This is a genomic window from Paenibacillus sp. FSL R5-0928 (assembly GCF_037970385.1).
Taxonomy (GTDB): Bacteria; Bacillota; Bacilli; order Paenibacillales; family Paenibacillaceae; genus Paenibacillus_AQ; species Paenibacillus_AQ odorifer.
The window spans coordinates 1,188,719-1,202,462 of sequence record NZ_CP150225.1 but is presented as its reverse complement, the minus strand read 5'-3'; the positions used below and the strand labels follow the sequence as shown (position 1 = coordinate 1,202,462).

Genomic DNA, 13,744 nt, shown 5'->3' with positions numbered 1-13,744 from the left:
AATCCTATTTTTCATAAAAAAAGAAGCTTCCCACAAGTTCAAAGAACTCATGAGAAACTTCTAGTTTAAGCCGGTGGCAAAATAATTAAGGTAATGACTTGTTCCTCGGAATAAGATCTAGCTGTTCCAGGTCCATCCGCATCTGCTTTGAACTTAATGAGATAGGTCCCGGGTGCCGGCATCACTTTATTATGAAGTTCAAAAGCGATATCCGAAACACCTATGTTACTTCCTGTGAAAGTTAACGTATGCCCATTATTGCTAATTTGATCACTCGTCGGATGTGTCCATCCACTAATGGTATAATAGTCGTTTGTGGTAAAGATCATGCCTTCCAACGTTACCTGAATTTCAGCATTCGTAAAGCTTTCTCCGGAGAAAAAGTCGAAGCGAATGCGCGATTGTGTAGAACCCGTTATCAGTTGTTTTGTTTTTGAACCGCCGCCTCCGTCAAAACCATATATAGAGCTAGTAACCGTAGGTGTGGTCAGAACACCATTAACAAGCTCAATTGTAACCGCATGTGCAGCTTTCTTCGCTGATTCATTATTGGATGAATCCTTAGCGGTAATCACGAAACGATACGTTCCTGCGTTCAGATCCCCAATATTGGCCGCACTCACAGATCCGTCTGCTTCACTGGTGCCTAAAGCGATGGCTGTTCCTAACTCATCGGCATCTACTTCACCGTTCTCATTCGCATCCGTCCACAAGTAGGCTTGTATTGCTGCTCCTTGCTCGCCGATGGCTCCCGCTAACCCGCGAAGCTGATCTTGTGTCCCGTTGTAGTTGTCGATCGCCTCGAACTTAGTTGCGTCCACTACCGGTGCAGTCGTATCCGGAACATCGTTTTTGCTTAAGGTCACCGTAACCGCATGTGCAGCTTTCTTCGCTGATTCATTATTGGATGAATCCTTAGCGGTAATCACGAAACGATACGTTCCTGCGTTCAGATCACCAATATCGGCCGCACTCACAGATCCGTCTGCTTCACTGGTGCCTAAAGCGATGGCTGTTCCTAATTCGTCGGCATCTACTTCACCGTTCTCATTCGCATCCGTCCACAGGTAGGCTTGTACCTCTGCTCCTTGCTCCCCGATGGCTCCCGCTAACCCGCGAAGCTGATCTTGTGTCCCGTTGTAGTTGTCGATCGCCTCGAACTTGGCTGCGTCCACTACCGGTGCAGTCGTATCCGGAACTTCATTCTTGCTTAAGGTCACCGTAACCGCATGTGCAGCTTTCTTCGCTGATTCATTATTGGATGAATCCTTAGCGGTAATCACGAAAGTATACGTTCCTGCGTTCAGATCTCCAATATTGGCCGCACTCACAGATCCGTCTGCTTCACTGGTGCCTAAAGCGATGGCTGTTCCTAACTCATCGGCATCTACTTCACCGTTCTCATTCGCATCCGTCCACAAGTAGGCTTGTATTGCTGCTCCTTGCTCGCCGATGGCTCCCGCTAACCCGCGAAGCTGATCTTGTGTCCCGTTGTAGTTGTCGATCGCCTCGAACTTAGTTGCGTCCACTACCGGTGCAGTCGTATCCGGAACATCGTTTTTGCTCAAGGTCACCGTAACCGCATGTGCAGCTTTCTTCGCTGATTCATTATTGGATGAATCCTTAGCGGTAATCACGAAACGATACGTTCCTGCGTTCAGATCACCAATATTAGCCGCACTCACAGATCCATCTGCTGCACTGGTGCCTAATGTGATGGCTGTTCCTAATTCATCGGCATCTACTTCACCGTTCTCATTCGCATCCGTCCACAGGTAGGCTTGTACCGCTGCTCCTTGCTCCCCGATGGCTCCCGCTAACCCGCGAAGCTGATCTTGTGTCCCGTTGTAGTTGTCGATCGCCTCGAACTTGGTACTTTCAACCACAGGTGCATTTGTATCTGAATTACTGCTATGCTCACTTTGCGAAGACGAAGACCCTCCAACAACAGGAGTAGGCACTGTTACCGGTTCTTTGCTCGGTTGAGCAGTTGGGGTGGAAGCGGGCTGCTCAGTGTTTCCGTTCTCCTTAAACTTCAGAAACTTAGAAGCTACTAGAGCTACGGCCTGACGATCTACTTTGGTATCAGGATTAAAAAAATTATTATATCCTGTAATCAATCCATATTCCACAGCGGCAGCTATAAAATCCTTAGAATAATCAGCAATTTGGCTACTATCAGCAAATTGCAAAGTTCCAGCTTTACCCGTAGGATTGACTCCCAATGCTCTCACGAACATGACGACCATATCCTGACGTGATAAATTTTGCCCCGTACCGAAAAGATTACTGCCTGTACCCTTAATCAATCCGGCTTTGACAGCTGCCTCCACATAGCTGTATGCGTAGTTGCTTGTGGGAACGTCCAGAAAGGTTGGCAGTGCAGGAGGGTTCGAAACATCCAGCTTTAATGTCTTTGCTAAAATAATTGCAAAATCCTGCCTTGTAATATTCGACGTAGGATAGAACTTACTCTCTCCAACACCGGTCACTATCCCCTGATCGAATAGCTCAACAATCGCTTTCTTTGCATATGAGCCATCAATATCAATAAAGGAAGCAGCTGCCGATCCTTTGGTCGGCATAATGATAGGGCTTGATAATACAGCAGCAGCCAATATAGAGCTTATCCATTGCTTTTTGTTCACTTGCTTATCCCCCTGTTCTTTGGATGCGTTATGTCGTTTGTCTATAATCGATTCGTTAACACGATTCGACTTTATATTACAAACTTTTCATCTACAGGATTATAACAAGTATCAATAAACAGATTATAAACAAATAGCCATGGACGAACATTCACACATCATGGATTCTGTGCATCAAACGAAAAAAAATGATACTATGTATGATGGGTATAGGACTTTGCTATCCTTATATCGTTTTTATATATTACAACAAGAGGAGATAATATGAGTAACGAACAAAACTTTTGGCTTGATTTACCGAAGCCGTTTTTTATATTAGCACCCATGGAAGATGTCACAGATGTTGTATTTCGTCACGTCGTTAGTGAAGCTGCAAAACCCGACGTATTTTTCACAGAATTCACAAATACAGAAAGCTATTGTCACCCTGTAGGAAAAGACAGTGTACGTGGTCGATTAACATTCACAGAAGATGAGCAACCGATTGTCGCTCATATTTGGGGTGATAAACCCGTATTTTTTGAACAGATGAGCATTGATATGAAAAAACTTGGTTTTCGTGGTATCGATTTAAACATGGGATGCCCGGCACAAAACGTCGCTTCGAATGGAAAAGGTGCTGGATTAATAAAACATCCTGAAGTAGCAGCAGAAATTATTCAAGCAGCAAAAGCAGGTGGATTGCCGGTTAGTGTTAAAACAAGATTGGGTTACTCTGATGTTGACGAGTGGCGCGATTGGCTAGGACATATATTGAAACAAGATATTGCGAACCTTTCCATTCACCTTCGTACAAAAAAAGAGATGAGTAAAGTAGAGGCACACTGGGAACTAATCCCTGAAATAAAAAAATTGCGCGATGAAATTGCTCCAAATACGTTGTTAACTATTAATGGAGATATTCCTGACCGCGCAACAGGATTAAAATTAGTAGAACAATACGGCGTTGATGGAGTCATGATTGGCCGCGGTATTTTCACCAATCCATTTGCCTTTGAAAAAGAACCTAAAGAACACAGCGCGAAGGATTTTCTCAATTTACTTCTTTTACAGTTGGATCTTCACGATAAATATTCAAATGAACTTGAGCCACGTTTATTTAAACCACTTCTTCGCTTTTTCAAAATCTATGTTCGTGGATTTAGAGGCGCAGGTGAACTAAGAAACCAATTAATGGATACAAGATCAACTGATGAAGTACGTCGGTTAGTAAAAACTGTTTTAGAGCAAGAATTAGATTAAATTATACCCACAAAAAAATGAGAGACCTCTCAAAAGTTCAATGAACTTATGAAAGGTCTCTCATTTTTGTACTATGTGGTCAAATGGTGTTTCCTCTCAAGGAAACTCATCATCGAATTGCTTCGATAATGATTTCCTTACATCATGCCACCCATTCCACCCATGCCGCCCATATCTGGCATGCCGCCGCCTTTTTCAGGCTCAGGCTTGTCAGCGATAACAGCTTCAGTAGTCAAGAACATAGCAGCTACGGATGCAGCATTTTGCAGCGCGGAACGAGTTACTTTAGCAGGGTCAACGATACCCGCTTCGAACATGTTCACCCATTCACCAGTAGCAGCGTTGTAGCCGATACCTACTGCTTCTTTTTTCAAGCGGTCCACGATTACGGAACCTTCTTGACCAGCGTTAGCTGCGATGGTGCGAATTGGCTCTTCCAACGCGCGAAGCACGATGTTAACGCCAGTTTTCTCGTCGCCAGTTACGTCTACAGCAGCAACAGCGTTATATACGTTCACAAGAGCTGTACCCCCACCGGATACGATACCTTCTTCAACCGCTGCGCGAGTTGCGTTCAGGGCATCTTCGATGCGAAGTTTGCGCTCTTTAAGTTCAGTTTCAGTTGCAGCGCCCACTTTGACAACGGCTACGCCGCCAGCCAATTTAGCCAGACGCTCTTGCAATTTCTCTTTGTCGAACTCGGAAGTTGTTTCTTCGAGTTGAGCACGGATTTGGCTTACGCGTGCATTGATGTCCGCTTTGTCGCCGCTTCCGTCTACGATTGTTGTGTTTTCTTTAGTTACGCGTACTTGACGTGCGTTACCCAGTTGTTCAATGGAAGTGCTCTTCAGATCAAGACCGAGCTTCTCAGTGATCACTTGGCCGCCAGTCAGGGCAGCGATATCTTGCAGCATAGCTTCGCGGCGGTCGCCAAAGCCAGGAGCTTTAACAGCAACAGCGTTGAATGTTCCACGCAGTTTGTTCACGATCAGCATAGCTTGTGCTTCGCCTTCGATATCTTCAGCGATAATAACAAGCGGTCTAGCTTGTTGAACGATTTTTTCAAGCAATGGAAGAATTTCTTGAGTGCTGCTGATTTTTTTATCAGTGATCAAGATGTATGGATTCTCCAAAACAGCTTCCATTTTGTCTGTATCAGTAATCATGTACGGGGAAATGTAACCACGGTCGAATTGCATACCTTCTACTACTTCAAGCTCAGTAGCGAATCCACGGGATTCTTCAACAGTGATAACACCGTCTTTACCTACTTTTTCCATAGCTTCAGCGATCAATTGACCTACTTCATCGTCAGCAGCAGAGATAGCAGCTACTTGAGCGATAGCTTGGGAATCTTCGATAGGCTTAGCGATTTTTTGCAATTCTTCAACAGCTGCACGAACCGCTTTGTCGATACCTTTACGGATAACCATTGGGTTAGCACCAGCAGTTACGTTCTTCAGACCTTCGCGGATCATAGCTTGAGCCAGAACCGTTGCAGTTGTAGTACCGTCACCGGCTACATCATTAGTCTTAGTAGCAACTTCTTTAACCAATTGAGCACCCATGTTCTCGAATGCATCTTCAAGTTCGATTTCTTTAGCGATCGTTACACCATCGTTAGTGATGAGTGGGCTACCAAATTTCTTCTCAAGCACCACGTTGCGGCCTTTTGGTCCAAGTGTAACTTTTACCGCGTTTGCCAGAGCATCTACACCACGAAGCATAGAGCGGCGAGCTTCTTCACTGAATTTAATTTCTTTAGCCATTGTGTAATTACCTCCTAGAATTTTTTGTATATCCTATTACTTTAAGTAGTTTAGATTTAGCTTATGATCGACTCCTGCTTAGTCAAGAATCGCGTGAATGTCGCTTTCTTTCATAATCAAATATTCTTTACCTTCATATTTGATTTCTGTTCCTGCATATTTAGAGAAAAGAACACGGTCGCCTTCTTTAACTTCAAGCGCTACACGTACTCCATCTTTCAAAGCTCCGCTACCTACTGCGATAATCGTTCCTTCTTGTGGCTTTTCTTTCGAGGAGTCCGGAAGCACAATCCCGAATGAAGTTGTTTCCTCCTGCTCGCTCGGTAGCACCAATACGCGTTCACCTAATGGTTTGATCATGAAAAAATAGCCTCCTTTAAAATTATGTTATTTTGCTTCAAAACATAGTTTAGAACTTACGGGCCAAACTTAGAATTCTGTGATGTTCTTGAAAAATATCAATGGAAGCCTGCTAATCTCCAGCCCATCTCCTATTTTTCAAGAGCGTTAGCACTCAACAGCGTGCAGTGCTAACAACAATTTTTATGATACTCAACTTGAGCCCGGATTTCAAGTCTTTTTACACAAATTCGTATTAGTTTTCGCAAAAAATACGTTTCAATGCTTGTCCAAGCACACACTCTATTACATTGTATCCACGGGTTTTGAAAATATGCGTAGGATTCCAGCGCTTTCCTCTCACCCCTTATCGATATGAACGTTGCTAGAATGGTTAGACCTTTGCATCTAATGATCCTGATCGGCCGATAACAATTACTTATTAAGTGTATTCAATCCAACTAATGAAATCAACTTATAGCAAAAAAGCTGCCACATTCGTAGAAAATCTACTTAGCGGCAGCCTTTTTTCCTCACTCCTTCTTCTGAACATACCGTTCATCCCGTGCCGCGTCCGCAGCAAGTTGCTTGCGATAGACAAATGCAGATAAAAATACACTGAACTCATACAGGATGAGCAGTGGAATCGTCACCAGAAAGTCTGAGATAAAATCCGGGGGTGTGATAACCACGGCGATAAATACAAGCGTGAAATAGGCATACCGACGCATTTTACGCAAGCGTAGCGGGTTGAGAACTCTTAGTTTGGTCAGAAACATCACCAGCAATGGAAGTTCAAACAGCAATGCCAGCGGCAATACCAGGCTGAACATGAAGTTAAAATACTGTGCAATCCCGTAGGTCTCTTCCAGTCCCATACTCCGGGTAATTGAGATCGTGAACGAAAGTGCCATTGGAAAAACAATATAATAAGCAAAAGAAAGACCGATAAGGAAAAGAACAAACACATAAGGAACATAACGAAGTGTCGCACTTCGCTCCTCCGGCCGCAGGCCCGGACTGATAAATGCCCACAATTGGTAGGCAATAAACGGGACAGATATCACTAGCGAAACGGCCATCGCGATCTTCATGTACATCCCAATGCCATCCCAGAATGAGAATGCATGCAGAACAAAACCTTGCGCCAGGTCCGTGCTAATCAGATAATCGTAAATGGGCTTTGCACAAAATAAACCGCCAATTAATCCAAGGACAAATACGACTAACACATAAATAATCCGTTTGCGCAGCTCGGTGAGATGATCCACCACCGACATTTCTTCCGATTTCAGAGACATCCAGACACCATCCCATGACAAGAGTAAAAAAGATAACACTAACTTTCTTCAAAGCAGTGTCCGTTGCTGCGGAAAGCAAAGAAAAAGGGGCGTCTCCTCAAGTCTAGTAGACTCCTGAGAATGCCCCATTGAAAGATCTTCTATTATTCCGGCAGGCGTTTGTCCTGAGGAATATCTGCAGCGACCGTTTGCGGGGCCGTCGGCACAGGAGCTTCGCTCTTCTTCACCGGTTCATTATCCCCGATGATTTCACGCGCGCCTTCCTTAAATTCACGGAAGGTTCGTCCAACTGCACGGCCTAGCTCTGGCAGTTTATTTGGGCCAAAGAGCAGAAGTGCCAGTATGACCAACAAAATAATACCAGGAGTTCCAATTCCACTAAACATTATTATTCCTCCTTGTCCACCTGTCCGTTCATGGTATCGTTTACTTTAATTTAATAATACCATAACTTATGTCACAGTTACATCCACTTTCTTCTATAAATAGATTATCGTTGTGACGTGACAAGAAGATGACAAAGGGTTATTGGCGGTATTGGCCAGTTACCATGAGCAGCGCTTCCGGCAATTGATCCATAATAGCTGCCAAATTCTCATGGACACCCTTCGGCGTTCCAGGTAAATTGACAATCAACGTGCGTCCACGAATGCCGCATATCCCACGGAAAAGCATAGCTGCACGGTTTTTTTGCATCACTGTGCTGCGCATAGCTTCTGAGAGCCCAGGCACTTCCCGTTCTACCACTCGCCGAGTAGCGTCCGGGGTCACATCACGAATTGCCAGATCTGTGCCTCCGGTGGTCAGTACCAAATCTGCCTGAAAATAGTCCGTCAGTTCAATCAATGCTGCGATAATCTCATCTTGTTCATCGGGAACGATTCGATATTCAATGATCTCGCCACCTAGTTCCTCTTCCACCAGCTCCCGAATAACCTGGGCGCTCGTGTCTTCCCGTTCGCCCCTGGCCCCTTTATCACTGGCCGTTAGGATTGCTGTCTTCCACGCCATAGGTTTGTCCTTCCTCTCTATATGTATAGTTGGCTGTACAGTTCAGCCTGCTCGCATCAGCGCTTCGAACATAAGCAACTGATACTTATTCGAGCGTATAATCTCCGTTCTTGCCCCCGCTCTTAGATACCAGTAGCGTCGGTCCGATAATCATATCCTTCTGAATAGCCTTACACATGTCGTACACCGTTAGTGCTGAGGCAGAAACAGCGGTTAAAGCCTCCATCTCTACTCCGGTTTTTCCTGTAGTATGGACTGTTGCTTCTATATAAAGTTCATCTTCGCTGTTATCGGAGAAGCTGATATCAATACCGGTAAGTGGCAGCGGATGGCACATCGGAATCCAGTCTGACGTCTTCTTAGCCGCCATAATTCCGGCAATCTGTGCAACAGCAAGGACATCACCTTTGCTGATCTTGCCACTCTTAATGGCGCTCAGCGTTCCAGCGGCCATCTTGATCATACTCCGCGCGACAGCTGTCCGCTTCGTGATCTCCTTCTCACTCACATCCACCATACGAGCTCTTCCCTGCTCGTTGAAATGGGTCAATTCCATGGCTCACTCTCCTTTTCGGCAGTGCACTATACCATTTTCAGTAATCAGCATGTCCATTAAAGCGTCATGCTCATCCATCGGCACTCTTGGAACCAACTGCATGCTGTAAGCTAACCCGATCCATATCGGAGGCTGTGCGCTAACGTACCCGGCGTTCTCCCAAGACGCACGTAGCCGGTCATAGTATCCTCGACCGTAGCCAAGCCTGCCGCCTTGAAGATCAAATGCTAGCCCTGGTACGAAAACAACAGCAGGTAGCTTAATCTCTTCAACCTCTAATAAATCTCTGCTGGAGACGATAGGTTCATGGATACCATAATTTCCCGGCTCTAAATCGCTCCATGCATTCACCACGTGGACACTCATTTCACCGCTTGCTGGAATTACACGCGGCAACAGCACCTTACGCTGATCCTTCCACGCCTGTGTGATAAGTGGGCGGGTTTCAAGCTCTGAACGAAAAGACACATAGGCCATTAGTGAAGTTATATCCTTCGTGTCCAGCCACTCCAATGCATAGTGGCAGACTTGAAATGATAGTTTACTTCTCTGGTCCGAAGACAGCTCGTTTCGGGCGATGGTCTTCTCCGCTCGTAGTTGTTGCTTTACTTTGGAGATCTCCGACTCCTTGCTGGACATTGTCGGCTTCCCCCTCTTATTCATCCCTAGCTTATCCTTGTTTGTAAATCCAGTTTACCACTCTTCTCCCCGGTTCGCCAAGGTGGATAGAACTGTGTTATCGGACTAGGTCGTTATTCCCTCCTTACATTAGATCGAACCCTCGCTTGGGAAACGCTTTTCATGTAAACTATAGAATAAGTTGTTCATACGGCTGAGGGATAAATACCAAGGCGAAATATGCAAGGGTGGAGGTTTCATCGTTATGCTTCTTCAAGCGACAGGAATTACTAAATCATATGGTATACAGAACGTACTGGATGGCATAAGCCTACAGGTAAATGAAAAGGAACGTGTCGGGCTAGTGGGTGTGAATGGTGCCGGCAAATCGACTTTTCTACAAATTCTGGCCGGTGAGATGTCTTATGACAGCGGTCAAATTCATAAATCAAAAGAAACAACGATCGGATATTTAGCTCAGAATAGCGGACTGCAATCTGACAAAACCATTCATGAAGAAATGATGGCGGTCTTCGCTCCGCTGATCGAAGCCGAAACTGAGCTGAGAGAGTTAGAAGTAAGTATTGCTGATCCTAAGCTCGCGGAAGATCCCAAGCGGTACGAAGAACTGCTTGAACGATATGCGCGGCGTTCGGATTGGTTCAAGGACCACGGCGGCTATGAAATGAATACACGGATTCGCAGTGTCCTACACGGCATGGGCTTCAGTGATTTTCCACCGGATACACCCATTTCTACCCTTAGCGGAGGCCAAAAGACCCGGCTCGCGCTGGCCCGTATTTTGCTTCAGGCTCCGGATCTTCTGATGCTGGATGAGCCTACTAACCATCTGGATATCGAAACGTTAACGTGGCTGGAGGATTACCTCCGCAGCTATGCTGGCGGGATTCTGGTTGTATCCCATGACCGTTATTTCCTAGACCGGCTCGTGACTACTATTGTAGAGATCGAGCGGCACCAGTCCCGGCGTTATACAGGTAACTACAGTCGGTATGTAGATTTGAAGGCTGCCGAATATGAAGCACGGATGAAGCAATATGAGAAGCAACAGGATGAAATTTCGCGGATGGAGGATTTCGTTCAGAAAAATATTGTCCGGGCATCCACCACAAAACGTGCACAGAGCAGACGCAAAGCGCTTGAAAAGATGGATCGTCTAGATCGCCCAATGGGCGATCTGAAGAAAGCTAGCTTCTCCTTTGAGCCAGACTTCATGTCTGGAAAAGAGGTGCTTCAAGTGCGCAATGTTGCGGTTGCCTTTAATGAAGGTTCACCTTTATTCAAGGACGCCTCTTTTGAGCTTCGTCGCGGGGAGACTGCTGCCCTGATTGGTCCCAATGGTATCGGTAAATCCACGCTGCTGCAGTGTATGACCGGAACCCGTGAGCCTTCTGCCGGAACGGTGAATTGGGGCACTAAAGTAAAAATTGCTTATTATGATCAGGAACAAACCCGACTTAATCCACAAAATACGGTTATGGAAGAACTGTGGAGTGAATATCCAATGATCGAGGAAGCCAGAATTCGTACGATCCTTGGCAATTTTCTTTTTAGCGGAGAGGATGTTCTTAAGAAAATTTCCGCACTCAGCGGCGGCGAAAAAGCTCGGGTTTCGTTATCTAAACTAATGCTCCGCGGTGCAAATATGCTAATTCTCGATGAACCTACCAACCATTTGGATCTGGTCAGCCGTGAGGTTCTGGAATCTGCTTTAATTGATTTCGAAGGCACCCTGCTGTTCATCTCCCATGACCGTTATTTTTTGAACAAAATGGCTGAACGCGTACTGGAGCTGCATCCCGAAGGGATCGACCAATACCTCGGCAACTACGATGACTATGTCGAGAAGAAACGAGAATTAGAAGAGATTGCAAAAGATGCCGCTGAACTAGCTACTAAAAACGTCAATAAGGACACTGCTGTACCTGAAAAAAGCGCTGTAACCTCTTTTGAAGCAGACAAGCAGGCTAAGCGTGAAGAGCGTAACCGCAAACGGCGTATCGCAGAGCTTGAGGAGAACATCGCCACACTCGAAGAATCGATCGTATTTATAGAGCATGAAATGACTAAACCTGAAGTTTATCAGGATTATTTAGCACTTCAAGGTTATGAAGAGGACCTAAAGAACAAAAAATCTCAGCTGGCAGATTTCTTTAGCGAATGGGAAATCCTTGCTGACGAATAATGTAAATCCTCCTTATAAATATTTTTTCATCGTTCTAGATTTGTTCATAAATAGTTATCCACAGCTCTATACACAGGTTTCGTGTATAACTCCCTACTTTAAAAGACCCTTCGGGGTCTTTTTTATGCGTTAAATCGGTATTTTCAAGGAAAAGGAATTATTATCCACGGATCTATCCACATTATCCACAATTCTCACAGTGTTTCATTGCCAACAAAATTGTTTATTAGAGCATTTTGAAAAAAGCCGTTATTGCTGATTTTACGCACTTTTTACACAACTCAGGCAGAATATGTGGATAACGTTGTCCACAACTTGACAAAAGACGTAACCCCATTTTACAAGACCGAATTTATGCTAAAAAAGAACCCGCTATCTCCTAAACTGACAGCGGGCACGTCGTATTTTAGACAATCTGTGTAGAGAGCAGAGCAGCATTACAGGCTGCGATATAAGCGATGCCAGCCGCCATAATTATATCTTGGTGAGTGGCCGTGCCTCTGAATTTTAGGCCCTCCCACTCCACCATCACCGCTGCTTCTGCTTGCGCATTCTCTCCGCTTCCAAGCGAATGAAGCTCGAGTCCTGCAAAGTCTATCTCCTCAGCAATCCCTTGCCCAATAGCGGCGATAATCGCTTCAAGCGGGCCTTCGCCAGTGCTGGTATGTGACGTTTCCCGGCCAGTCTGCAGATGGCGTACCGTAACTGCGGCTACACGGCGCTGGGCACTGCCCGCCAATACCTGAACCTCACCCAGCTCATAGACCTGAGCTTGTTGTCCAGTTGTACTGCTTACCATTTGCAGCAGTTGGTCATCACTGACCACCTTTTGACGGTCAGCGGTCTCTTTAAAGGACTCATAAAGTGCATCCAGCTCCGCAGGCTCCAGCGTTATTCCATACTTCGCAGCCCGATCCTTCAGCGCATGTCTGCCAGAATGTTTGCCCAGAATGATCATGCTGCGGGGGATGCCCAGCCGTTCGGGATCCATAATCTCATAGGTACTACGATCCTTGAGCAGGCCATCCTGATGAATCCCGGATTCATGCTGGAAGGCATTTCTTCCGACGACCGGCTTGTTATAGGCGATTGGAAAATGCATCGCTCCACTAATCAGCCGGGAAGTATCATACAGTTTATCAAGCACGATACCTGTTTCTGCACCGATTGCATCGCCGCGGGTTTCGAGCGCCATAACAAGCTCTTCCAGCGCGCAGTTCCCTGTGCGCTCGCCTACACCATTCACGGTGACTTCTATCTGAGTCGCCCCTCCATCAATCGCTGCCAGACTGTTAGCTACAGCCAGCCCCAAGTCATTATGACAGTGGGCACTATAGCTGACCTTGCCGCCACCTCTTGCTCCCTGCCGCACTCTCCGGAACATCTCGCCATATTCATGTGGCAATGCGTATCCTACTGTATCCGGCAGGTTAATAATGGAGGCCCCTTCCTCTATAACTGCCTCAACCATTTCAATCAGATCATCAATCCCTGTCCGTGCAGCGTCCATGGCCGTGAATTCAACTACATCACAGAATTGTCGCGCATAAGCCGTCATCTCGCGCGCTTTAGCTACGACTTCAGCTCTGCTCATACGCAGTTGATGCTGCAAATGAATATCAGAAGAAGAAATAAACAAGTGAATCCGCCGACGTTCAGCGTCTTGAGTGGCCCGGACTGCAGCATCGATGTCTCCTTTTACGGCCCGCGCGAAACCACAAATCTCCACGTTGCGCACCTTGCGCGAAATCGTCTGCACCGCTGCAAAATCTCCAGGACTCGATACCGGGAACCCCGGCTCCATTACATCAACACCCAGATCAGCAAGCTTATAGGCCAGCAATATTTTTTGCTCAGGAGTCAGACTCGCCCCAGGGGCTTGCTCACCATCGCGCAGAGTCGTATCGAAAATTTGTATACGTTTCTTAACTGGAATAATCATCTGAATTCCTCCTAGTTTGTTTTCATGTAATTGGATGCTTTATCTCTATCCTATGCTTCAGCGCAGAACCACACGTCGACTTGCGGTTCTGCTCATTTCCCACCCACTGCTG

Annotated in this window: 11 protein-coding genes; 2 read left to right on the top strand and 9 right to left on the bottom strand. The window is 46.0% G+C overall.

Translation table 11 applies throughout. The annotated features are described in order from the left end of the window. Positions 1 to 65 precede the first annotated feature (65 nt). The gene (locus MKZ16_RS05150) at positions 66 to 2,648 is read right to left on the bottom strand and encodes an S-layer homology domain-containing protein (RefSeq protein ID WP_339815428.1); all 2,583 of its coding nucleotides are present in this window, start codon (positions 2,646 to 2,648) and stop codon (positions 66 to 68) included. A 264-nt stretch (positions 2,649 to 2,912) separates the two neighbouring features. Here MKZ16_RS05150 and MKZ16_RS05145 point away from each other — a divergent pair, with 264 nt between their 5' ends. Continuing rightward, positions 2,913 to 3,890, top strand: coding sequence for a tRNA-dihydrouridine synthase (locus MKZ16_RS05145; RefSeq protein ID WP_036676503.1), 978 nt, complete (start codon positions 2,913 to 2,915; stop codon positions 3,888 to 3,890). A gap of 137 nt (positions 3,891 to 4,027) precedes the next feature. Here MKZ16_RS05145 and groL read toward each other — a convergent pair whose 3' ends face one another. The 7 genes from groL to MKZ16_RS05110 form a co-directional block, all read right to left on the bottom strand. Beyond that, entirely contained in the window at positions 4,028 to 5,659 is a 1,632-nt protein-coding gene (groL, locus tag MKZ16_RS05140; protein ID WP_036676504.1) for a chaperonin GroEL, read from the bottom strand. 78 nt (positions 5,660 to 5,737) lie between these two features. Then, positions 5,738 to 6,019: a co-chaperone GroES gene (gene groES / locus MKZ16_RS05135; protein WP_036676506.1), complete on the bottom strand. Its 282-nt coding sequence runs from the start codon at positions 6,017 to 6,019 to the stop codon at positions 5,738 to 5,740. 512 nt (positions 6,020 to 6,531) lie between these two features. Next, entirely contained in the window at positions 6,532 to 7,299 is a 768-nt protein-coding gene (tatC, locus tag MKZ16_RS05130; RefSeq protein WP_076104244.1) for a twin-arginine translocase subunit TatC, read from the bottom strand. Between the two features lie 143 nt (positions 7,300 to 7,442). Then, the gene (locus tag MKZ16_RS05125; RefSeq protein WP_036676510.1) at positions 7,443 to 7,685 is read right to left on the bottom strand and encodes a twin-arginine translocase TatA/TatE family subunit; all 243 of its coding nucleotides are present in this window, start codon (positions 7,683 to 7,685) and stop codon (positions 7,443 to 7,445) included. A 139-nt stretch (positions 7,686 to 7,824) separates the two neighbouring features. Then, on the bottom strand, positions 7,825 to 8,310 hold the full coding sequence (locus MKZ16_RS05120; protein WP_036676512.1) for a MogA/MoaB family molybdenum cofactor biosynthesis protein: 486 nt from the start codon (positions 8,308 to 8,310) through the stop codon (positions 7,825 to 7,827). A gap of 85 nt (positions 8,311 to 8,395) precedes the next feature. After that, positions 8,396 to 8,866, bottom strand: coding sequence for a cyclic pyranopterin monophosphate synthase MoaC (gene moaC, locus MKZ16_RS05115; RefSeq protein WP_036676513.1), 471 nt, complete (start codon positions 8,864 to 8,866; stop codon positions 8,396 to 8,398). Positions 8,867 to 8,869: 3 nt separating this feature from the next. Continuing rightward, entirely contained in the window at positions 8,870 to 9,505 is a 636-nt protein-coding gene (locus MKZ16_RS05110; RefSeq protein ID WP_076104243.1) for a 5-formyltetrahydrofolate cyclo-ligase, read from the bottom strand. A gap of 244 nt (positions 9,506 to 9,749) precedes the next feature. On the opposite strand from MKZ16_RS05110, the gene MKZ16_RS05105 reads away from it, so the two are divergent. After that, on the top strand, positions 9,750 to 11,690 hold the full coding sequence (locus MKZ16_RS05105) for an ABC-F family ATP-binding cassette domain-containing protein (protein WP_036676516.1): 1,941 nt from the start codon (positions 9,750 to 9,752) through the stop codon (positions 11,688 to 11,690). Positions 11,691 to 12,096: 406 nt separating this feature from the next. Here the strand turns inward: MKZ16_RS05105 and MKZ16_RS05100 are convergent, their stop codons facing one another. Further along, positions 12,097 to 13,632 (bottom strand): 2-isopropylmalate synthase, encoded by a 1,536-nt coding sequence (locus MKZ16_RS05100; RefSeq protein ID WP_036676518.1) that lies wholly within the window; start codon positions 13,630 to 13,632, stop codon positions 12,097 to 12,099. Positions 13,633 to 13,744 lie beyond the last annotated feature (112 nt).